This is a genomic window from Streptomyces polygonati, assembly GCF_042650325.1.
Taxonomy (GTDB): Bacteria; Actinomycetota; Actinomycetes; order Streptomycetales; family Streptomycetaceae; genus Actinacidiphila; species Actinacidiphila polygonati.
This window is the reverse complement of sequence record NZ_JBHSBB010000009.1, coordinates 490,382-511,894: the sequence shown is the minus strand read 5'-3', so window position 1 is coordinate 511,894 and position 21,513 is coordinate 490,382. Positions and strand designations below refer to the sequence as shown.

At 72.7% G+C, this 21,513-nt stretch carries 18 protein-coding genes; 9 read left to right on the top strand and 9 right to left on the bottom strand.

The window, feature by feature from the left end:
* Nucleotides 1-181: 181 nt before the first annotated feature.
* Complete coding sequence (locus tag ACFO3J_RS12430) at nt 182-535, top strand: histone-like nucleoid-structuring protein Lsr2 (RefSeq protein ID WP_386429093.1); 354 nt, start codon at nt 182-184, stop codon at nt 533-535.
* Between the two features lie 507 nt (nt 536-1,042).
* On the opposite strand, the gene ACFO3J_RS12425 is transcribed toward ACFO3J_RS12430, so the two are convergent.
* On the bottom strand, nt 1,043-2,755 hold the full coding sequence (locus tag ACFO3J_RS12425) for a glycerol-3-phosphate dehydrogenase/oxidase (protein WP_386429092.1): 1,713 nt from the start codon (nt 2,753-2,755) through the stop codon (nt 1,043-1,045).
* Between the two features lie 210 nt (nt 2,756-2,965).
* On the opposite strand from ACFO3J_RS12425, the gene ACFO3J_RS12420 reads away from it, so the two are divergent.
* The 3 genes from ACFO3J_RS12420 to ACFO3J_RS12410 all read left to right on the top strand — a co-directional run bounded on the left by ACFO3J_RS12420 (nt 2,966) and on the right by ACFO3J_RS12410 (nt 7,300).
* Entirely contained in the window at nt 2,966-3,991 is a 1,026-nt protein-coding gene (locus ACFO3J_RS12420) for an MBL fold metallo-hydrolase (RefSeq protein WP_386429090.1), read from the top strand.
* A gap of 69 nt (nt 3,992-4,060) precedes the next feature.
* Nucleotides 4,061-5,002 carry a carbohydrate kinase family protein gene (locus tag ACFO3J_RS12415; protein WP_386429089.1) on the top strand — a complete coding sequence of 314 codons (942 nt, stop codon included), beginning with the start codon at nt 4,061-4,063 and terminating at the stop codon, nt 5,000-5,002.
* Between the two features lie 243 nt (nt 5,003-5,245).
* Nucleotides 5,246-7,300, top strand: a complete 2,055-nt coding sequence (locus ACFO3J_RS12410; protein WP_386429087.1) for a phosphocholine-specific phospholipase C — start codon at nt 5,246-5,248, stop codon at nt 7,298-7,300.
* A 99-nt stretch (nt 7,301-7,399) separates the two neighbouring features.
* On the opposite strand, the gene ACFO3J_RS12405 is transcribed toward ACFO3J_RS12410, so the two are convergent.
* Nucleotides 7,400-7,837 (bottom strand): SRPBCC family protein, encoded by a 438-nt coding sequence (locus ACFO3J_RS12405; RefSeq protein WP_386429085.1) that lies wholly within the window; start codon nt 7,835-7,837, stop codon nt 7,400-7,402.
* Between the two features lie 221 nt (nt 7,838-8,058).
* Complete coding sequence (locus tag ACFO3J_RS12400; protein ID WP_386429217.1) at nt 8,059-9,465, bottom strand: SDR family NAD(P)-dependent oxidoreductase; 1,407 nt, start codon at nt 9,463-9,465, stop codon at nt 8,059-8,061.
* A gap of 518 nt (nt 9,466-9,983) precedes the next feature.
* Here ACFO3J_RS12400 and fahA point away from each other — a divergent pair.
* On the top strand, nt 9,984-11,219 hold the full coding sequence (gene fahA / locus ACFO3J_RS12395; RefSeq protein WP_386429083.1) for a fumarylacetoacetase: 1,236 nt from the start codon (nt 9,984-9,986) through the stop codon (nt 11,217-11,219).
* Here the strand turns inward: fahA and ACFO3J_RS12390 are convergent.
* From ACFO3J_RS12390 to ACFO3J_RS12375, 4 genes are all read right to left on the bottom strand, one after another.
* Nucleotides 11,191-11,925, bottom strand: coding sequence for a COG4705 family protein (locus ACFO3J_RS12390; protein WP_386429081.1), 735 nt, complete (start codon nt 11,923-11,925; stop codon nt 11,191-11,193). The two genes, fahA and ACFO3J_RS12390, sit on opposite strands and share 29 nt — an antisense overlap.
* Before the next feature lie 747 nt (nt 11,926-12,672).
* Nucleotides 12,673-12,882, bottom strand: coding sequence for a hypothetical protein (locus ACFO3J_RS12385; protein ID WP_386429079.1), 210 nt, complete (start codon nt 12,880-12,882; stop codon nt 12,673-12,675).
* On the bottom strand, nt 12,879-13,631 hold the full coding sequence (locus ACFO3J_RS12380; protein ID WP_386429077.1) for a COG4280 domain-containing protein: 753 nt from the start codon (nt 13,629-13,631) through the stop codon (nt 12,879-12,881). Before ACFO3J_RS12380 ends, ACFO3J_RS12385 begins: the two co-directional genes overlap by 4 nt.
* A gap of 86 nt (nt 13,632-13,717) precedes the next feature.
* Nucleotides 13,718-14,260 (bottom strand): hypothetical protein, encoded by a 543-nt coding sequence (locus tag ACFO3J_RS12375; protein WP_386429075.1) that lies wholly within the window; start codon nt 14,258-14,260, stop codon nt 13,718-13,720.
* Nucleotides 14,261-14,504: 244 nt separating this feature from the next.
* Between ACFO3J_RS12375 and ACFO3J_RS12370 the strand changes: the two genes are divergently transcribed.
* From ACFO3J_RS12370 to ACFO3J_RS12360, 3 genes are all read left to right on the top strand, one after another.
* Entirely contained in the window at nt 14,505-15,689 is a 1,185-nt protein-coding gene (locus tag ACFO3J_RS12370) for a sensor histidine kinase (protein ID WP_386429074.1), read from the top strand.
* Entirely contained in the window at nt 15,686-16,435 is a 750-nt protein-coding gene (locus ACFO3J_RS12365; RefSeq protein ID WP_386429072.1) for a response regulator, read from the top strand. The genes ACFO3J_RS12370 and ACFO3J_RS12365 overlap by 4 nt, the downstream gene beginning before the upstream one ends.
* A gap of 186 nt (nt 16,436-16,621) precedes the next feature.
* Nucleotides 16,622-17,197, top strand: coding sequence for a DUF1453 domain-containing protein (locus tag ACFO3J_RS12360; RefSeq protein ID WP_386429070.1), 576 nt, complete (start codon nt 16,622-16,624; stop codon nt 17,195-17,197).
* Between the two features lie 35 nt (nt 17,198-17,232).
* Here ACFO3J_RS12360 and ACFO3J_RS12355 read toward each other — a convergent pair whose 3' ends face one another.
* The gene (locus tag ACFO3J_RS12355; protein ID WP_386429068.1) at nt 17,233-18,075 is read right to left on the bottom strand and encodes a helix-turn-helix transcriptional regulator; all 843 of its coding nucleotides are present in this window, start codon (nt 18,073-18,075) and stop codon (nt 17,233-17,235) included.
* A 111-nt stretch (nt 18,076-18,186) separates the two neighbouring features.
* Complete coding sequence (locus ACFO3J_RS12350; RefSeq protein ID WP_386429066.1) at nt 18,187-18,951, bottom strand: SDR family NAD(P)-dependent oxidoreductase; 765 nt, start codon at nt 18,949-18,951, stop codon at nt 18,187-18,189.
* Nucleotides 18,952-19,220: 269 nt separating this feature from the next.
* Between ACFO3J_RS12350 and ACFO3J_RS12345 the strand changes: the two genes are divergently transcribed.
* Nucleotides 19,221-21,440 carry an NADP-dependent isocitrate dehydrogenase gene (locus ACFO3J_RS12345; RefSeq protein WP_386429064.1) on the top strand — a complete coding sequence of 740 codons (2,220 nt, stop codon included), beginning with the start codon at nt 19,221-19,223 and terminating at the stop codon, nt 21,438-21,440.
* The last annotated feature ends 73 nt before the right edge of the window (nt 21,441-21,513 follow it).

The window sequence follows — 21,513 nt, the reverse complement described above, 5'->3', positions numbered from 1 at the left end:
GCCCCGGATGAACACGGCGGCTATCCGGTGACGCAATTGGCTGGCGGCGTCACCTTGCGCGAGCCCATTGCCGCCCGCTCCCCGCTCGAATTCGGCTTCCGCCCGGGCGAATGCGCCGGTCCCCTATCCGTGCGAAGACCGGGCGTATGTTCCCGTATGCCAGTTCGGCTACTATCCGGCCATGGCACAGAAAGTAGTCACCCTCTACACGGACGACCTCACGGGCGAAGAGTCCACCGAGATCGACACGTACACCCTCCTTGTCAATGGTGCAGGCGTTGAAATCGACCTCACCCCGGACAGCCACGACAAACTGATGGAGGCTCTGAGTCCGTTCCTGCACGCCGACGGCGCTCGGAGGGTTCGCGCACCCGGTACGGGGCGGACTCGCGCGGCGCGCGGCCAGAGCAGCGGCCCGGCGGACGGCCGGGACACCGCCACCATTCGCGCTTGGGCCAAGGACAACGGATTCGAGGTGAACGACCGCGGTCGGGTGCCGGCGCCCGTGATCGAGGCCTATGAGAAGGCGCACTGACAAGACCCGTGTGTGTGATGTGACACGACGGACATAAGCAGCCACCTGCGACCGTGATCGGTCGCAGGTGGCAAGTGCGCCGCGGATTGACGCCGGTGGGATCGCCCGGCGCACGGCCGCGCCGTCACTTCAGGCGGGTCTTCCCGACGCAGTCGCGGTCGGGGCAGAACCAGTCGAGGGTGTAGAAGGGATCGGGCCGCGGTTCCGTGGTCTCGACCTTCACCGACGCCGGGTGGATGGTGCGCCTGCAATAGGGACACGTGCGGGACAACCCGGCCAGTTCACTCTCGTGACACCGCCGGGGCAACGCTTGGAGGTCCATACCCGCACGGTGTCATGGATAGCGCCGCGCCGGGAGCCCGGCCGGTCTCCCCAGGTCCGGAAAGGGGAGGCACACCCTTCCGGGCGAGCATGCCTCCCGGCTTCTTCCGGCTTCTCGGCGCTTGTCCGGCGTCTCCCGTGTTTCCCGCGTTTCCCGCGTTTTTCCGGGCCGCCCCGCCGCGGCCCTCAGCGCATCGGCACGATGTCCGGGGCGTGCGTGCGGATGCCGTCGGCGGTGTCGTCGTCCGGCTGGCGCTCCGCTTCGAGTTCCGCGTTCACCCCGTCGACATAGGTCTGGATCTCCTTGTCGGTCTCGGTCTCGTCCCAGCCGAGCAGCGGCGCCATCAGTTCGGCGACCTCCCGCGCGCTCTTCTTGCCGCGGTCGAAGGTCTCGATCGAGATCCGGGTCCGCCGGACCAGCACGTCGTCCAGATGGCGGGCGCTTTCGTCGGTGACCGCGTAGACGACCTCCGCCCGCAGATAGCCGGGAGCCGCCGCCAGCGGTTCGCCCAGGCTCCGGTCCTCCCGGATCAGCGCCAGCAGTTCCTGGCCAACCGAGCCGTAGCGGTTGATCAGGTGCTCGACCCAGACCGCGTGGAGGCCGTTCTGCTCGGACAGCAGCTGGCTGGTGTTCAGCAGGGCGCGATAGCCGTCGGCCCCGGCCAGCGGAACCTCCTCGGTGCACGATTCCGGCACCTTCCGGTCGGGGAAGTCGCGTACCGCCTCGTCCACCGCGTCCTTCGCCATCACCCGGTAGGTGGTGAACTTGCCGCCGGCCACCACGACCAGGCCCGGCGCCGGCTGGGTGACCGCGTGCTCGCGCGACAGCTTGCTCGTCGCCTCCGAGGCCGCCGCGATGAGCGGCCGCAGCCCCACGTAGACGCTTTCGACGTCTTCCCTGGTCAGCGGGTTCGCCAGCACCGTGTTGACATGATCCAGCACATAGTCGATGTCGGCCTGGGAGGCCGCCGGGTCCGCCTTGTCGAGGGTCCACGGGGTGTCGGTCGTGCCGACGATCCAGTGCCGGCCCCAGGGGAGGACGAACAGCACGCTCTTCTCGGTCCGCAGGATCATCCCGGTGTCGGACCTGATCCGGTCCTTCGGCACCATCAGGTGCACACCCTTGGACGCCTTGATGTTGAACTGCGGGTGCTCCTCGATCAGGCTCTGGATGTCGTCGGTCCACACGCCGGTGGCGTTCACCACCCGCCGGGCGCGGATCTCGTACGACGTGCCGTCCTCGGTGTCGGTCACCACGGCTCCCACGATGCGTCCGTCGGCGCGCAGGAAGCTGGAGACACGGGCTCTGTTGGCCATCAGGGCGCCGTAGGAGGCCGCGGTCCTGATGACGGTCGTGACGAGACGGGCGTCCTCCACCTGGGCGTCGTAGAACTGGATCGCGCCCACCAGCCCCTCTTTCTTCAGGCCGGGCGCGATCCGCAGCGCGTGGCGGCGTGAGAGGTGGCGGTGCAGCGGCAGTCCGCTGCCGTGGCCCGAGGTCACCGCCATCGCGTCGTACAGCGCGATTCCGGCGCCGACGTAGACGCGCTCCCAGCCGCGGTGCTGCAGCGGGTAGAGGATCGGGACGGGTTTCACCAGGTGCGGGGCGAGGCGCTGGTGCAGCAGGCCGCGTTCCTTGATCGCCTCCCGGACCAGGGCGAAGTCGAGCATCTCCAGATAGCGCAGTCCGCCGTGGATCAGCTTGGTCGCGCGGCTGGACGTCCCGGCGGCCCAGTCCTGGCCTTCCACCAGGCCGGTGGACAGACCTCTGGTCACGGCGTCCAGGGCCACCCCGGCGCCGACGACGCCGCCGCCGACCACCAGGACATCGAGTTCCTGCTCCGACATCCGAGAAAGCGCGTCTTTACGGGCCTGGGGGCCCAGAGTCGCTGCCCGCATCCGTACCTCCTGCTGCCAGAGCCACCCGTTTTCGCGCCGGTGGTGGCGAAAGATGAGCGATGCCTCTCCACGGTAGGCATCAGGGGCCGATCCGGCGATATATGGATATTCATGCCCGCGGTGGATATCCATGCCCGGACGTGTCGCCGGACGTGTCGCCGGTCGCGGCGCCGGGAGGGGAGTGAGACTGAGGGAATGTGTACCGGCGGAGTGCCCAGCGATCACGATGTACGGGTCCTGCACGACTTCGAGCCCAGCACGCCCATTCCCCTTGAGCCGGTCGACTCGGTGACGGTCACCACGCTCATGGACAATGTCTCCGACATGCTGATGCCCAGCCAGGGACCGGCGCGCCGGCCCGGTCTGGGGGCGGCGGTCACCGTCCCGGCGCCGACCATGGAATTCGGGCGGGTGCCCGACGCGCTGGTGGCCGAGCACGGTTTCTCCGCCCTGGTCACGGTGGTCAAGGACGGCCGGGAGCACCGTTTCCTGTTCGACGCCGGGACGAGCCCGGACGGCGTGGTGGAGAACATGCGCCGGCTCCGTATCGATCCGGCGTCCATCGAGGCGATCATCTGCAGCCATGGGCATTTCGACCACACGGCCGGCCTCGACGGCCTGATCCGGGCCCTGGGCGGCCGGGTGAACCTGCCGGTGCTGATCCACCCGCACTTCTGGCGCCGCCGCCGGCTCGCGCTGCCCGGCGTCGAACCGCTGGAGATCCCCACCACCAGCCGCCGCGCCCTCGAAGGCGCCGGATTCACCGTGATCGAGGACCGGCAGCCCAGTTTCCTGTTCGCGGGATCGGTCCTGGTCACCGGCGAGGTGCCGCGGACCACCGGATACGAGCCCGGTTTCCCGCCGCAGCAGGCCTGGCTCGGCGGCAAGTGGGAGCCGGACCCGCTGGTGCTCGACGACCAGGCGCTGATCATCGACATCAAGGGCAAGGGACTGATGGTGATGACGGGCTGCGGTCACGCGGGCGTGGTGAACATCTGCCGCTACGCCCGCCGCCTCACCCGGGACCGGCCGCTGCACGCGGTCATCGGCGGATTCCACCTCGGCGGGCCGCTCTTCGAACCGCTGATCCCCAGAGTGCTGGCGGACCTGGCGGAGCTGACGCCGTCCGTTCTCGTCCCCGCCCACTGCACCGGGTGGCGGGCACAGCACGCGATGGCGGCGCGGTTCGGTGAGGCCTTCATTCCCAATACGGTGGGCACCGTCTTCACCCTGTGACCGGAGAGACCGCCCGGCCCGGGACATCGGCTCGGGTTCCCGGCCGGACATGCGGCAGCATGGGGGCCCATGGGTGACTTCCTGGTGGTCGGCGAGTGCGTGGCGGACATCGTGCGGGTGGCCGGGCGGGACGATGTGCCGCATCCGGGCGGCAGTCCGGCCAATGTGGCCTACGGACTGGCCCGGCTGGGGCGGGACACCGCGCTGCTCACCCAGCTCGGGGACGATCCGGCGGGGGCGCTGATCGGGGGGCATCTGCGGTCCGCCGGGGTGGAGTTGCTGGGGGATCTCGGCGCGGACGCGGTCACGCCGACCGCGGTGGTGACGCTGGACGGGCGGGGACAGGCGTCGTACGACTTCGCTGTGCGCTGGACGCTGGGGCCGGTGGACCGGCTGCCCGGTGAGGTGCGGCATGTGCACCTCGGGTCGATCGGGGCGGTGACCGAGCCGGGCGCCGCGACGGTGCGGAAGGTGGTGGCCGGGCTCCGCGCGGGGGCGACGGTGAGCTACGACCCCAATGTCCGTCCCGCTCTCTTCGGGCCGCACCCGGAGGCGGTGGCCCGGGTGGAGGCGTGTGTGGCGCTCAGCGACCTGGTGAAGGCGAGCGACGAGGATCTGGCCTGGCTCTACCCGGGCGAGCCGCCCCGGAGCGTCGCCCGGCGCTGGCTGGCGCTCGGGCCGGGCGCGGTGATCGTGACCTTCGGCGGCGACGGCTCGATGGCGTACACCGCGGCCGGCGAACTGCGCGGCGCGCCGGTACGTACCGAGGTCGCCGACACGGTCGGCGCGGGCGACTCCTTCATGGCCGCGGCGCTGGATACCCTCGCCGGGCTCGGCCTGCTGGGCGCCGCCGGGCGGGCCGGGCTGTCCGCGCTGTCGACGCGGTCCGTGCTGGAGGAGACCGCGCTGGGCGCCGTACTGCGCCGGGCGGCCACCGCCGCCGCCCTCACCGTCTCCCGTCCCGGCGCCAACCCGCCGGACCTGGCCGAACTGCGGGCGGCGCTGGGCTGAGCGGACCGTGCGGTGGCCTGCCGGTGGCGGCCGGGGAGCGCCGACATGACCGTTCCGAACGTCCGGGAAGGACCTCCGGCGGGGCCCTGACCCGCCGGTAGCATGCGATCGCCGACGGCCCGCCGCGCGGTGGCCCCGAGGCCGTACGCATCGATACGGCCCGGCCCGGGACCGGACGGTACGGCGTGTGCCGCCCGGGACCCGGAAACCGAACTCACCCGCGTCCGACTGGAGTTCCCCCTCATGGCACCCGTCACCCGCCGTACGTTCCTCGGTTCGGCCGTCGCGGCCGGCGCCGCGATCGGGCTCGAAGCCCTGCCGGGCTCGGCTCCCTCCGCACAGGCCGCCGCCACCACCACCGGCACCATCGCCGACGTCAAGCACGTGGTCATCCTGATGCAGGAGAACCGCAGCTTCGACCACTACTTCGGGACGCTCAAGGGCGTCCGCGGCTTCGCCGACCGCAGTGCCATCCAAGTCGCGGGCGGCTACAGCGTGTTCAACCAGTCGACCGTCATCGGACGCCAGTACCCCTGGCAGTTCAGCGCGACCCACCCGGCCGGGGGCGCCGACCCCGAGCGGCTGGCGCAGTGCAACGGCGACCTCGCGCACAGCTGGTCGGACCAGCACACGGCGTGGAACGGCGGCAAGATGGACTCCTGGGTGCTCGCCAAGGGCAACGTCCGCACGCTGGGCCACCTGACCCGCGCCGACATCCCGTTCCACTACGCGCTGGCCGACAACTGGACGGTCTGCGACGCCTACTTCTGCTCGATCCTGAGCGCCACCGGCCCCAACCGCACCTACCACTGGAGCGGGACGATCGACCCGGCCGGCACCGCGGGCGGACCGGCGTACAACGGAGGCGACGAGTCGGGGCTGCGCTGGCAGACCTACGCCGAGGCGCTGGAGGCGGCAGGCGTCAGCTGGAAGGTGTACCAGAACGCCGCCGACAACTTCGGCGACAACGCCCTCGCCTACTTCAGCCAGTTCGCCAAGGCGCCGGCCGGCAGCGCGCTCGCGGTCAAGGGCATGGGCTCGGTGCCGAAGGTCACCGGCCGCACCCCGGACGACATCGCCGCGGCCATCCGCGCGGACGCCACCGCGGGCACCTTGCCGCAGGTGTCGTGGGTGGTCGCCGACGAGGGCTCCTCCGAGCACCCCTACGCGACCCCGGCCGACGGCGCGCACTTCGTGCACCAGGTCATCGACGCGCTGGGCGCGAACCCGGATGTCTTCAACTCCACCGTGCTGCTGCTCAATTACGACGAGAACGACGGCTTCTTCGACCATGTGCCGCCACCTGCCGCGCCGGCCGGCACCGACGGCGAGTTCTACAGCGGCACCAACATCGGCCTGGGCATCCGGGTGCCGATGATCGCCGTCTCGCCGTGGAGCCGGGGCGGCTGGGTCAACTCCCAGGTGCACGACCACACATCGGTGCTGCGCTTCCTGGAACGCTGGACCGCGGCCATCGGCCGGCCGGCCGTCTGCCCCAACATCTCGGCCTGGCGGCGCAGGGTGTGCGGCGACCTGACCGGCCTGTTCGACTTCGCCAACCCGGTGTACGGGCTGCCGCCGCTGCCCGACACCTCCGTGGTGATCGGCGAGGCCGCCTGCGCCCCGCTGCCCAACCCGGCGCCGGTGGACAACCAGTTGCCGCAGCAGGAGCCGGGCACCCGGCCGGCCCGCGCGCTGCCGTACCAGCCGAACGCGTATCTGACGCCCTTCACCTTCGGTTCGCTCGGCCAGATCTCGGCCTGGATCACCATGACCAACCAGGGCGCCCCGGCCACCGCGACCGCGCACTTCGCCGCGTACGCCAACGCGCACCGCGGCGGCGGCCCCTGGCAGTACTCGGTGGACGCCAGCGGCACCGCCAGCGACTTCTACAACTGCGGCACCGGCTTCGGCGGCGGCGCCTACGACCTGTCCGTGGTCGGTCCCAACCGCTTCCTGCGCCGCTTCCAGGGCGACGCGACCGGGCCGGGCAAGAACCTCACGGTCACCCCGGCCTATGTCACCTCGCCGGCCACCGGCAAGCTCGCGGTGCGCTTCACCCTGGCCAACTCCGGTACCGCCGCGGTGACGTTCACCATCACCTCCACCAACTACCTGCCGGGCGGCCCCTGGACGTACACCGTCCAGCCGGGGTCCTCGGCGACCAGTGACGTCTTCGAGGCGGTGGTGAGCAGCGCCGGCTGGTACGACTTCACGCTGACCGCGAGCAACGACCCGACGTGGAACCAGCGTTTCACCGGCCACCTGGAGACGGGCCGGCCCAGCGTCTCCGGCTGACCGCACCGCCGCCGGGAGTTCCTCCCTGGTGCGGGCCGGGGCGCACCGCCACCCGGCCCGCACCAGGGAAGCGGGAGGGGGAGCAGCGGGGGAGCGGGCTCAGCCGGCCAGCAGGGTGTCCAGTGCCCGGCCGAAGACCAGCCGGCCGGTGCCGGCCGTGACCCCGTCGAGCAGGCGCGGCAGCCGCCACACCCGCAGCTCCTCCCGCCACCGCACCCGCGAGCCGGTGCCTTCCGGCGCCACATCGATCTCGGCCCACCCGGTGACGATCCGCCCGGTCTTCTCCAGCCGGCAGTGCCCGGCCCCGGCCTCCCCTTCGGGCGGTGTCCAGACGGTGACCCGCATCGGGTCCTCGAACCCGACCCCGCCCAGCCGGGTCCGCGCGGTGAAGGCCGTGCCGAGTCCCGACGGCGGCGGCGTACTCACCTCGATCTCGGTGAACGGCACGGTCGCGCTGTGCCGCTCCCAGGTGGTGACCCGCCGCCACGCCTCGGCCGGCGGCAGTGCGGTGCTGCGTTCGATGACAAAGGGGGACACGGATCCACCGTAGGCGCTGCGACCCGTCAGCGCGCGGAGGCGGCCGGTCCGGGCGGGTGGTGGCCGGCCGGGCGTCCGGGCAGGCCGGGCGCCGCCCCCGGGCCGTCCGCACCCCCGTGACGGGCGGCCCGGGGCGGTTCGACCGCCTTGCCGTGCTCCTTCACCGAGTCATACTCCCGTTCGGCCCCGGAAGGTTGCCACCGAATTCCGGCGGCCCCGCCTCACCAGGCCGAGGGGCGGTAGTCCTTGAGGAAGCAGCCGAAGAGATCCTCGCCGCGCTCACCGCGGACGACCGGGTCGTAGACACGCGCCGCCCCGTCCACCAGGTCGAGCGGGGCGTGGAAACCCTCGGCGGCGAGCCGCACCTTGTCCGGGTGCGGGCGCTCGTCGGTGATCCAGCCGGTGTCCACCGCCGTCATCAGGATGCCGTCGGTCTCCAGCATCTCCTGCGCGCTGGTGCGGGTGAGCATGTTCAGCGAAGCCTTGGCCATATTGGTGTGCGGATGCCCGGGGCCCTTGTAACCGCGGCTGAACTGCCCTTCCATCGCCGATACGTTGACCACGTACTTGCGGCGGGCCGCCGCCGCGGCCATGGCCGGCCGCAGCCTGCTGATCAGCACGAAGGGCGCGGTCACATTGCACAGCTGCACTTCCAGCAGCTCGACCGGGTCGACCTCGCCGACGGTCTGCACCCAGGTGTTGCTGGGGTCGAGATCGGGTACGAGGCCGCCCGCGTCGATCGCGGTGCCGGCCTCGATCCGGGCCAGCGAGGCGGATCCGCTGACCAGGGCCAGCTCGGTGACGTCCCGCGCGGTCAGCGACTGGCCGCGCGGCGAGGGCAGCGCGGCGGCGGTCCGGGCGCCCGAGCCGAAGGCACCGAACACCTCGGACGCCGGCAGCTCACCGGCGGGCAGCGGCGCCGCCTCGGCCGCGATCAGCTCGCTGTAGGCACGCGGGGAGCGGCGAACCGTCTGGGCCGCGTTGTTGATCAGGATGTCCAGCGGCCCGGCCGCGGCCACCGAGTCGGCGAGCGCCACGACCTGCGCGGGGTCCCGCAGGTCGATGCCGACGACCTTCAGCCGGTGGATCCAGTCGCCGCTGTCCGGCATCGCCTTGAAGCGGCGGATCGCGTCGCTGGGGAAGCGGGTGGTGATGGTGGTGTGGGCGCCGTCCCGCAGCAGCCGCAGCGCGATGTACATGCCGATCTTGGCCCGGCCACCGGTGAGCAGCGCCCGCCGCCCGGACAGATCGGTCCGGGCCTCGCGCCGCGCGCGGTTCTCGGCGGCGCAGGACGGGCAGAGCTGGTGGTAGAAGGCGTCCACCTCGACATAGCGGGTCTTGCAGACGTAGCAGGACCGGGGCCGCTCCAGGATGCCGGCGATCTCGGTGCTGACGGACGCCGTCAGCTGGATGCCGAGGGTCTCGTCGTCGATCCGGTCGGCGGCGCCGGTCGCGGTCGCCTCGGTGACGGCCTTGTCGTTGGCGGTCTTGGCCGCCCGGCGCTCCTGGCGGCGGCGCTGCTTCACCGAGCGGTAGATGCCGGCGGTGGCCCGCCGTACCGCGATCGCGTCGGGGTGGTCGACCGGCAGTAGCTCCAGGTCGGCGAGGACGGCGAGGCAGACCTCCATCCGGGCGGCGTCGATGCGGGGGCCTTCGGCGTCGAGCGGGGTCGGGGAGGTGCCGGCGCCGGGCTCGTCGGCGTCGTGGTCCGTGCCGTCGTCGTGCGCGGCGTCGTCAGCTGCGGCGTCGGAGTCCGCGTCCGTGGTGCCGGCGTCGTACGGCTGCTCGTCGTCCTGTTCCGAGCCCGGCCCGTGCGGCGGTGACTGCGACTGGGCGGCGGCTCGCGCGGCGCTGGTGCCCTCCTCCGGCCCGAGGTCGTGAAGGTCCCGCGTTGTCGCCGTCATCCCGCCGCTGCTCTCTCTTGATGGCCTGGCTTCCTGGCCCCGGCCCGGTGCGCCGGGAGCCACCCGGGCCTCGGCCGAACTTTACGTTTCCGGTGACGGCAGCTCCAAACCGGTGGCCCGGCCGCCCGGCCGCCCGGCCGCCCGGCCGACCCCGGCGGCACTCTCGCGCCGCTTCCCCCGTCCCTGCCATGATCACTTCCGCGGTCCCCGTCCGATCCCGCCTCGATCCCCCTGGAGATCCGTTGCGCCCCGACAGCCCGCTCGCCGTCCCGTCCGACGCGCTCTTCGGGGTGCACAACCTGCCGTACGGCGTCTTCAGCACGGCCGCCGAACCCGGGCGGCGGCGGCTCGGAGTCGCCTACGGGGAGCACATCCTCGACGCGGGCGCCGCCGCCCGGGCCACCGGCGCCTCCGCCGAGCTGACCGCGCTGCTCGACGCTCCTTCGCTGAACCCGCTGCTGGCGGCCGGCCGGCCGGTGTGGACCCGGGTCCGGGCCGCCCTCACCGCGTGGCTGACCGCCGACGAGCACCGGGCGGCCGTCGAGCCCCGCATGGTCCCCCGCGCGGACGCGACCTCGCATCTGCCCTTCGACGTCGCGGACTACGTGGACTTCTACGCGTCCGAGCACCACGCCGCCACCGTCGGCCGGATCTTCCGCCCCGGCTCGGACCCGCTGCCCCCCAACTGGAAGCATCTGCCGATCGGTTACCACGGCCGGGCGGGCACCGTCGTGGTCTCCGGCACCCCGGTGGTCCGGCCCTGCGGCCAGCGCAAGACCCCGGCCGACCCGGCTCCCGGTTACGGCCCCACCCGCCGGCTCGACATCGAGGCCGAACTCGGCTTCGTCGTCGGGGCCCCCTCCCCGCAGGGCTCCCGGGTGGCGCTGGCCGACGCGGACGAGCATGTCTTCGGGGTGTGCCTGGTCAACGACTGGTCCGCGCGGGACATCCAGTCCTGGGAGTACGTCCCGCTGGGACCGTTCCTCGGCAAGTCCTTCGCCACCTCCGTCTCGCCGTGGGTGGTCCCGCTGGACGCGCTCGCCGCCGCCCGAGTCGAGCCCCCGGCCCGCGACACCGAGCCGCTCCCGTACCTGGACGACCGCGGCGCCCGGCCGCCGTACGGCCTGGACATCGCCCTGGAGGTCCGCCTCAACGGCCATCTCGTGTCGCGTCCCCCGTTCGCGGCCATGTACTGGACCTACGCCCAGATGCTGGCGCACCTGACGGTCAACGGCGCGAGCCTGCGGCCGGGCGACCTCTTCGCCTCCGGCACGGTCAGCGGCCCGGAGCCGCGCACCCGGGGAGCCCTGATCGAACTCACCTGGAACGGCGAGCGGCCGCTGGAACTCCCCGACGGCACCCGGCGCGGCTTCCTGGAGGACGGCGACGAGGTGACGATCACCGCGACCGCCCCGGGCCCGGCCGGCACCCGGATCGGACTCGGCGAGGTCAGCGGCCGCGTCCGGCCGGCGCACTGAGCGCGGCGCGGCGGTGCCGGGACGCGAGATGGGCGACCAGCGCGGCGATGACGACGGTCAGCGCCAGGCTGACCGGGCCGGTGCCCCAGCCGAGGCCGCCGCGGTCCTTGGCCACGCCCATCCAGTCCGCGAAGGAGGCGCCCAGCGGCCGGGTCAGCACATAGGCCCACCAGAAGGCCGCCACCGCGTTGAGCCCCAGCAGCCGGGCGATTCCCGGTACGACGATCAGCGCGGCGAAGACCAGGCCCGAGGAGAAGTAGCCGAGGTGCAGGGTGGTGGCGGTCAGGTCACCGGCAGCCGTGCCGAGCGCGAAGGTGGCGAGCACGGTCGCCCAGTAGAACGTCTCGCGGCGCGGGGTACGGATGCTGTGGATGGACAGCGTCCCCTCGCTGCGATACCAGGCGATCAGGACGCCGGCCAGCGCGAGGACGAAGACCGGGGTGGTCACCGCGTACGGGATCCCGACGAGGTGGACGATGTCGGCGCACATCGTGCCGAAGACGCTCACCATGACGATCGCGCCCCAGTAGATCCAGGGGGAGTAGCGCGGGGCGCGGAACTGCAGCCGGAGGAGCCAGACGAAGCCGCCGAGCCCGAGGACGCCGCCGATCGCGGGCGACCAGTTGGCGAGGAAGTCCGAGGTGGTCTCGCCCATTCCGGTGGTGAGGATCTTGGTCACCCAGAACAGGGCGGTGACCTCCGGCACTTTGCTCCATGCCGGAGCCTCCGGGCCCGGCGTCCACCCCCGATGCCGGGCCGGTCCGGGTCCCGCCCCGACCTCGGACCGGTCTCCCGCCGCGTACTCGTATCCGGTCTGCTCCATGGGCCCCGCCACTCTCTCAACGCGCCGTGTCCAACTGATGTCTACATGACTGTAGACGAAGTGGCCTCCGCGGGCACACTCGCCTGCGGCGGCGCGGGGGCGGAGTGCGGCGCCGCGCCGCTTGCGGTGGTCGCTCGGCTGCGGGTGCGTGGGGGTTGGTCGCGCGGTTCCCCGCGCTCCTGCGGGGCGGCTCTTCGGCGCGGGGGCGGGGCGGCGTGGTTCCGGTGGCTTGCGGTGGTTGCTCGGCTGCGGGCGCGTTGTGGCTGGTCGCGCGGTTCCCCGCGCCCCTGCGGGGCTTGCAGAGTGCTGTCGGCGGTCGGTGCAGCCCGTGGGGTGGGGTGCCGCGCCGCTTGCGGTGGTTGCTCGGCTGCGGGTGCGTGGGGGTTGGTCGCGCGGTTCCCCGCGCCCCTGCGGGGCCCGCAAGCGCCGTCGGGGGCGGTGCAAGCCGGACCGACTTCGCGCGGACAAGGGGCGGGGGGATCGCGGGATGGGGCGGCGGGCCGCCGCAGGGTGGCGCCTGCCGGCGACGGCAGCCTGGACGCCCCGCAGGGGCGCGGGGAACTGCGCGACCAGCTCCCCACGCACCCGCGGTCGAACGACCACCGCAAGTGGCTCGGCGCCACCACCCACTCAACGGCGGCGGGCGGTCCGGACCGCGCGGCGGAGGGAGAGGCCGAGGGCGGTGGCGACGGCGATCGGGGGGAGCCACCAGGCGTTGACGCCGAGAGAGACCAGGCCCGCGGTGGCGGCGAGGGAGAGGGCGATCCAGACGGCCACCCGCCAGTCGTCGCCGATGACGAACTCGTACCAGAACAGCCCGAAGGCCCGCAGCCGCTTCACCGTCCGACCCCTTCCGGGCCGGCGGCCGCCACACGGCGCAGCAGCCGGGTGTAGCCGAGGCCGACCAGGGCCACGGCCGGGACCAGTACCAGCAGCGCCGCGTCCGAGCCGGGCCAGTGGACCTTGACGCCCTCCGCCGACCAGAAGATCCCGAAGGACGTGAGGAGCGTGCCGACCACGTACTTCATGGCGTTCTCCGGCACCCGGGCCAGCGGGGCGCGGACGGCGACCCCCACGCCGGCGACCACGAGCACCGCCGCCAGCGCGGCCAGCGCCGCCAGCGGCACGTCGTGCTGATTGCCGCCGAACGTGACCACGATGAAGGCCACTTCCAGCCCTTCCAGCGCGACCCCCTTGAACGCGAGGGTGAAGCCGTACCAGTCGCGTACCTTCCAGCGCCGCCGGTCAACCGCCAAGCCCGCCGCGGCGACTTCCGCCGCGAAGGCCGCGCTCTCGTCGTGGGTCGCCTTCCAGCCGGAGGCCCGCAGAATCGCCTTGCGCAGCCATTGGAGCCCGAAGACCAGCAGCAGCGGCCCGATCACCAGGCGCAGCGCCTCCAGCGGGATCCGCGAGACGGCCGGCCCCAGCGCGCCCACCACGACCGCCAGCACGACCAGCGCCGCCCCGGCCCCTTGCAGCGCCGACTTCCAGTGCCGTCCGACGCCCGCCGCCAGCACCAGGGTCAGCGCCTCGACCGCTTCCACCGCGCAGGCGAGAAACACCGTGACCGCCAGCGTCAGATGATGCACGGCGCACCTCCCCTCGCGACAGATGACAAGCCCCTCCCCATGTCTACACCCTTGTAGACATCTTCGGCGACTGGGTGGCCTTCGGGTCAGTGGGCGACCAGGGCCGCGCGGCGGTCCCCGGCCGCCTCCGGCACGGTGCGGCGGACACGGCTCGCGCGGGCGAGCAGGGCGCCGGTCCGGGAGAGCAGCATGCCGACGGAGAAGAAGATCAGCGCGTCGGTGACCACGCCGACCGCGATGTGCTCGGTGGCGAGCCAGCGGCCAAGCTGTTCGGGGAAGAGGTGGGCGGATCCGTAGGCGAACCACAGGCGGGCGCCGATGACGACCGTCCACAGCGCGGCGTACGGAGCACCGGCACGCGAGACGACGCGGCGCTTGGCCGGGTCGTACTCGACACGCATCAGGGCGGCGGCGAGCAGACCGGCCAGCACGCCGGTGCCGGCCCCGATGATCTCCAGGGTCAGACCGTTGCCGTGGCCGGTGGCCGACTTCAGGTAGAGCGGGATGATGCCGCCGGCCAGCAATACCGGCCGCCCCAGCCGGAACCAGCCGATCCTGCGGCGGCCGAGGTCCGCTTCCAGGACCGCGGCCAGTACGGCCAGATTGATGAGCCAGACGCTGGTGTCCATGGCGCGCTCCAGGGGTTCGGATCGGTTGTGCCGACCCCTGAAACCTAGGAATCGGCGGGTGGCCGGGGCGTCCGCCCGAGGGTGGGGCCGGGGTTGACCGCGGGTGGAGGCCGCGGCGCCCACCCGGGGGTGGACGCGGTGGGGGCCGGCGGGCGCCTACCGTCTTCCGTACGGCCGCGTACGCGGTGCCGGTGCCCGTCCGTACGGGTACGAGGGCCCACAGGGGTGACCGAGAGGAGGCGGCGTGCCAGGTCCGCTGATGACCGTCCGGGACCGGACGGCGTACGTGTGGGGTGTCCGGGCGGTGCGCGCCGCGGGGCTGGTCGCGCTGGTGGTGTCCACCTCGGAGCTCCAGCCGCACCCGGGGACGCGGGGCCGGGGACTGGCGGTCGCCATCGGTCTGGTGATCGCCTCGGCGGGCTGGCTGGGCTGGCTGGCCGGCAACGGCCGGCCGCGGTTGACGGCCGGCTCGCTGCTGCTGACGGCGGTGGCCGGCGGGACGCTGGCCGCGCTGTCCCCGAACGGTCCGGCGGCCGCCTTCGCCGCGGTGGCGGCCCTGGGCGCCGGAAGCGTCCTGCGGGTCGAGGTGTCGCTGGGGATCGCGGTGTCCGCCGTCGTCGCCCTGGCGGTGACGAATCTGGCCGTCGACGGGAGCACCACCGCGCTGCTCGGCTACACCGTCCTGATCGGGGGAGGATTGAGCGCGGGGCTGATCCGGCTGGGCAACAACCAGCGCGCCGAGCAGGCCGAGCGGCTGCTGGAGCAGACCGACCGGGCCCGGCAGGCCGAGGCCCGCACGGCGGCCCTGGCGGAGCGGACCCGGATCGCCCGCGAGATCCACGACATCCTCGCGCACTCGCTGGGGGCCCTGTCGGTGCAGATCGAGGCGGCGCACGCCCTGCTCGGCGCGGATTCGCTGCCGGCCGACGACCCGTCGCTCATCAAGGCCGTCGGCTGCGTCAACCGGGCCGGGCAACTGGCCCGGGAGGGACTCGCCGAGACCCGGCGGGCGCTGCGCGCGCTGCGTGAGGACATGTCCTCGCTGCCGGACCTGCTCACCGCGCTGGTGGACGCGCACGGCGCCGACACCGGCGTGGGCCGGGTGCCGCTCGCCGTCTCGGGCCCCGCACGGGCGTTGAAGCCCGACGCGGCACTGGCCTTCTACCGTACGGCGCAGGAGGCGCTGACCAACGCCGCCAAGCACGCCCCGGCGAGCGTCCCGGCGGTGACGCTGGACTACCGGCCGCACGAGGTCGCGCTCACGGTCGTCAATGAGCTGGCCCCGGCGGGTGGGGCGACGGAGCTGGCGGCCAGCGGCAGCGGTTACGGCCTGGTGGGGCTGCGGGAGCGCGCCGAACTGGCCGGCGGCAGTCTGTCGGCGCGGGCGGTGGACGGCCACTGGCGGGTGTGCGTCACAATTCCCACGTGACCAGCTCCGGCCCGCAGCCGCTCGCCCGCCCGATCCGCGTCGTCATCGCCGATGACCAGGCGGCGGTCCGGGAGGGCCTGGCGCTGCTGCTGGACACCGTGCCGGGCCTGTCCGTCGTCGGTCAGGCGCCCGACGGGCTCGCGGCCGTCGCCGCGGTGGCCGAGACCGCCCCCGACGTGGTGCTGATGGACCTGAACATGCCGCGCTGCGACGGCATCGAGGCCACCGCCCGCATCCTGGCCGGGCACCCCGGCACCCGGGTGGTGGTGCTCACCACCTACGCCGACGACGACTCCATCCTCAAGGCCCTGCAGGCCGGGGCGCTGGGCTATCTGACCAAGGACGCCACCCGCGCGGACATCGAACGCGCGGTGAAGGCCGCGGCGGCCGGGCAGGCCGTCCTCGACCCGGCCGTTCAGCGGCGGCTGCTGGCCGCGGCCTCGGCGGGGGCCGCGCTGTCGGCCCCGTCCTCCCCTTCTGCTGCCGCCGAGGCGCCGGAGGTCCCCGCCGGAGCGGCGGACGGCCGGGAGGAGCTGACCGCCCGCGAGGCCGAGGTGCTGAAACTGATCGCCGGCGGCCTGTCGAACCGGGAGATCGCCCGCGCCCTCTTCATCGGCGACGCCACGGTCAAGACCCACATCAACCGCGTCTTCACCAAGACCGGCAGCCGCGACCGCGCCCAGGCCGTGCACTACGCCTACACGCACGGCTACGCAGACCCCCATCCCACCCGCGCCGCCGACTGACTCCCCTTCGCGGCCCGGTGCTTCCCCGGGCCGCCGACCGGGTCAACCCGTGGTCAACCCCCGGGCTGACGCAAGCCCACCCGCTGTCCTCATAGCGTCGCCACGAAGCGCACGGCACCGCCCTCCGGCCTCTAGAGACCGGTCCGCACGGGTGCCGCTGCCGACCGTCGCCCGGAGGAGAGTGCTGTGAACGTCCTGGAACTGCTGGCCGCCATCGGGGTCGTGGTCCTGGTCATCGGACGGCAACTGCGGGGTGAGCCGCTGCGCGGCAAGCGCCTCGTCCTGCTCCCGGTGATCCTGACCGTCATCGGCGCCGTCGACCTGGGGAAGGGCGGCCGCCACCCCACCGCCACCGACATCGCCTGCGTCGCGGTCAGCGCGCTGATCGCGGCGGGCATCGGCGCGGCGCAGGGCGGGGTGCTCCGGCTGGAGCACCGCGGCGGCGGACTGTGGGGCACGATGCCCGCCCGCGGCCTGTGGCTGTGGGGCGGCCTGGTGGCGTCCCGGCTGGTCATGATGGCCGTCGCCGCGGGGATGGGCGCCCATGTGGCGGCCTCCACCGCCCCGATCCTGCTGATGCTGGGTATCAACCGACTCGGTCAGGCCGCCGTGGTCGTGCCCCGCTCGCTGGCCTCGGGCATTCCCTTCGCCCCCGAGAAGAACGGCTCGGTCTTCCTGGCCGGCCGCCTCGACCAGGGTGCCGGGGGCCGCGTCCGGCCCGTGCGGTACGCCGACCGGCGGGACCGGCGGCGCTCCCGCTGACCCGGGGCGCCCGCCTCCGCCCGACCGACGGAACCTCAGCTCACCGGCTGCCGGTCGCCGACGACGGACAGCAGCTGGAGCTTGTCGTGGCTGTCGGTTCCGGGTGTGGCGGTGTAGACGAGCAGCGCCTGGTCCTGGTCGCGGTCGTAGAGGACCTGGCAGTGCAGTTCGAGAAGGCCCAGGTCCGGATGCGCGATGCGCTTGCTGTCGTTGCGGGGGCGGACGCTGATCTCGTGGGCCTTCCACAAGGCGGCGAACTCGCCGCCGCGTGCCAGCAGGGCGTCCACGATCTCCCCCGCGCGGGAGTCGGCGCCCCGCCGCGAATACGCGGCCCGCAGGTCGGAGGCGAGGAAGCGGCCGTGCATCGCGTGATCCTCCTCGGGGTAGATCCGGCGGGCCCGGGGATCGGTGAACCAGCGGTGCACCATGCTGCGGTCGAGGCCGGTGAAGCCGGTCTCGTCGCCGAGCAGCGCCACCGCGAGCCGGGTCTGCGTCAAGGTCTCACCGAGCAGGTTGATCACCTGGGCGGGGGTGTCCTGCAGCCGGTCGAGTATCCGCATCATCCCCGGCGCGATGTGGTCGGCGCGCTGGGCTCTGCCGGGGGTGTTGTGGCCGGCCGTCCGGAAGAGGTGGTCGCGTTCGTCCAGCGACAGGCGCATGCCGCGGGCGATGGCGGCGAGCATCGGCTCGGAGGGCTGCGGGCCGCGTCCCTGTTCGAGCCGGCTGTAGTAGTCGGTGGACATACCGCTCAGCGCGGCAACCTCCTCGCGGCGCAGGCCGCGAGTACGCCGGCGCGGCCCGCGCGGCAGTCCGACGTCCTCGGGTTGCAGGGCTTCCCTGCGGGTGCGCAGGAAGTCGGCCAGCTGTGATCGGTCCATGGCTTCCAGTCTCCCTCCTGGGTGGAAAGGGCGGCGCCGGGCGTCCTCCGGCGCGGGTGCTCCAGCGGCTGCGCGGGGACGGGCGGCACCCTGCTGTGGGCCCGGCCGGGCCTACAGCAGGGTGCCGCCGGACGCCTCCACCCGCTGCGCGTTGATCCACCCGGTGTGCTCGGACAGCAGCGCTGCGACGACTCCGCCGATGTCCTCGGGCTCCCCGACCCGGCCGAGGGCGGTCTGCTCCCCCAGATGCCGGCGGACCTGCTCGTTGTCCCGGACGAAACCGCCGCTGAAATCGGTGGCGATCGGTCCGGGCGCCACCGTGTTGACGGAGATGCCGCGCGGTCCGAGTTCCTTGGCGAGATAGCGGGTGAGGACCTCGACGGCGCCCTTCATCGCCGCGTAGGCGGAAGCACCGCTGCTGACGAAACGGGTCAGCCCGGTGGACAGGTTGATGATCCGGCCGCCGTCCGCGATGAGCGGCAGCAGCCGCTGGGTGAGGAAGTAGACACCCCGCAGGTGGACCTCCGCCATCTCGTCGAAGCCCTCCGGCGTCATCTCCACGAAGGGCAGCAGGACCGCCGTTCCCGCGTTGTTGACCAGGAAGTCGAAGGTCTCCCGTCCCCAGCGGTCCTTGAGCGCCCGGCTCACCTCGTCGGCGAAGGCACCGAAGGAGGAGACCTCACGGGTGTCGAGCCGGAGGGCCACCGCGGTACGTCCCAGCTCGACGGCCGCGTCGACGACCGCGGCGGCCTCCTCGGGGTGCGAGCGGTAGGTGATGATCAGATCGGTGCCGTCCTGGGCCAGCCGCAGCGCGGTGGCCCGGCCCAGTCCCCGGTTCGCGCCGGTGATGAGGGCGATCGTGTTCTGCGTGGTCATGTCCGCTCCGTTGCCCGGCGGGGGCCGCTGCCGTGTGCCGATCACACGACTCCCGACGACCGCGTCCGCCGGTATTCAGCGTGGCCGCACCCGCCCACCGGATGAAGGGCCCACTTGTCCAGGGATCGCCAGTCCCCTCCTGGGCGCCGCACCCCCGCGGCGGTGTCCGGCCGGAAACCTGCGCGCACCCGCCGGGCCCCTGTCGAACACCCGGCCTCTACGGGATATCTTGATATCGAGCAATCTAGAGACCTGGAGCGGAGCGACCGGTGGCTGACTCGACCATTATCTATACGCACACCGACGAGGCCCCGGCCTTGGCGACGTATTCGTTCCTGCCGGTGATCGAGGCCTACGCCTCCACGGCCGGGGTGAGTGTCGAGAGCCGGGACATCTCCCTGGCGGGGCGGATCATCGCTGCCTTCCCCGAGCGTCTTGAGGAGGGCCAGCGAATCGCGGACGCGCTCGCCGAGCTGGGCGAGCTGGCCAAGACCCCGGCGGCGAACATCATCAAGCTGCCGAATGTCTCGGCCTCGATCCCGCAGCTCAAGGCGGCCGTCGCCGAGCTGCAGCAGCAGGGCTACGCGCTGCCGGACTACCCGGACGACCCGAAGTCCGACGAGGACAGGGACGTACGAGCCCGGTACGACAAGATCAAGGGCAGCGCGGTGAACCCGGTGCTGCGCGAGGGCAACTCCGACCGCCGGGCGCCCGCCTCGGTGAAGAACTACGCCAAGGCGCACCCGCACCGGATGGGCGCCTGGACCCCGCAGTCCCGGACGAACGTCGCCACCATGGGCGTGGACGACTTCCGTTCCACCGAGAAGTCCGCGGTGATCGCGGCGGACGACTCGCTGCGCATCGAGCTGCACGGCGACGACGGCAGCACCACCGTGCTGCGCGAGTCCGTGCCGGTGCTGGCCGGCGAGGTGGTGGACGCGTCCGTGCTGCGGGTGGCGGCGCTGCGCGAGTTCCTGACCGACCGGATCGCCCAGGCCAAGGCCGAGGGCGTGCTGTTCTCGGTGCACCTGAAGGCCACCATGATGAAGGTCTCCGACCCGATCATCTTCGGCCATGTCGTGCGCGCCTTCTTCCCCCGGACCTTCGCCGAGTACGGCGCGACCCTGGCCGCGGCCGGTCTCACCCCGAACGACGGCCTCGGCGGCATCCTCAAGGGCCTGGACTCGCTCCCCGAGGGCGCGGCGATCAAGGCGTCCTTCGACGCCGAGCTGGCCGAGGGCCCGGCGCTGGCCATGGTCGACTCCGACCGCGGCATCACCAACCTGCACGTCCCCAGCGATGTCATCGTCGACGCCTCCATGCCGGCCATGATCCGCACCTCCGGCCACATGTGGGGTCCGGACGGCCAGGAGGCCGACACCCTCGCGGTCATCCCGGACAGCTCCTACGCCGGCATCTACCAGGTCGTCATCGACGACTGCCGGGCCCACGGCGCCTACGACCCGGCCACCATGGGCTCGGTGCCCAACGTCGGCCTGATGGCGCAGGCCGCCGAGGAGTACGGCAGCCACGACAAGACCTTCGAGATCCCGGTCACCGGCACCGTACGGGCGGTGAACGGCGGCGGCGAGGTCGTACTCGAGCAGGCCGTCGGCGCCGGCGACATCTTCCGCATGTGCCAGACCAAGGACGTGCCGATCCGCGACTGGGTCAAGCTCGCCGTCTCCCGGGCCCGCGCCACCGGCAACCCGGCGATCTTCTGGCTGGACGAGAGCCGCGCCCACGACGCGGTGCTCATCGAGAAGGTCAACGCGTATCTGACGGAGCACGACACCACCGGGCTCCGGATCGAGATCAGGTCGCCCGCGGACGCCATCGCGTTCTCGCTGGAGCGCATCCGGCGCGGCGAGGACACCATCTCGGTCACCGGCAATGTGCTGCGCGACTACCTCACCGACCTGTTCCCGATCCTGGAGCTGGGCACCAGCGCCAAGATGCTCTCGGTCGTCCCGCTGATCAACGGCGGCGGTCTGTTCGAGACCGGCGCCGGCGGCTCCGCGCCCAAGCACGTGCAGCAGCTCCTCAAGGAGAACTACCTGCGCTGGGACAGCCTCGGCGAGTTCCTGGCCCTCGCGGTCAGCTTCGAGCACCTCGCCCAGACCACCGGCAACGCCCGGGCGCAGATCCTCGCCGACACCCTGGACCGGGCCACCGGCACCTTCCTCAACGAGGACAAGTCGCCCAGCCGCCGCGTCGGCGGGATCGACAACCGCGGCAGCCACTTCTACCTGGCGCTGTACTGGGCGCAGGAACTGGCCGGGCAGAGCGACGACGCCGAGCTCGCGGGGGCGTTCGGGGCACTGGCCGCGTCGCTCGCCGAGCAGGAGCAGACCATCGTCGCCGAGCTGAACGGCGTGCAGGGCCACCCGGTCGACATCGGTGGCTACTACCGCCCCGACCCGGCCAAGGCCGAGGCCGTCATGCGCCCCTCGGCCACGCTCAACAAGGCACTGGCGACGCTGGGCTGACCGCGTCCGCCACGGACATCGGGCGGCGGGCGGGGCCCGNNNCCCCCCCCCCCCGCCCCCGTTCCCGCACGGT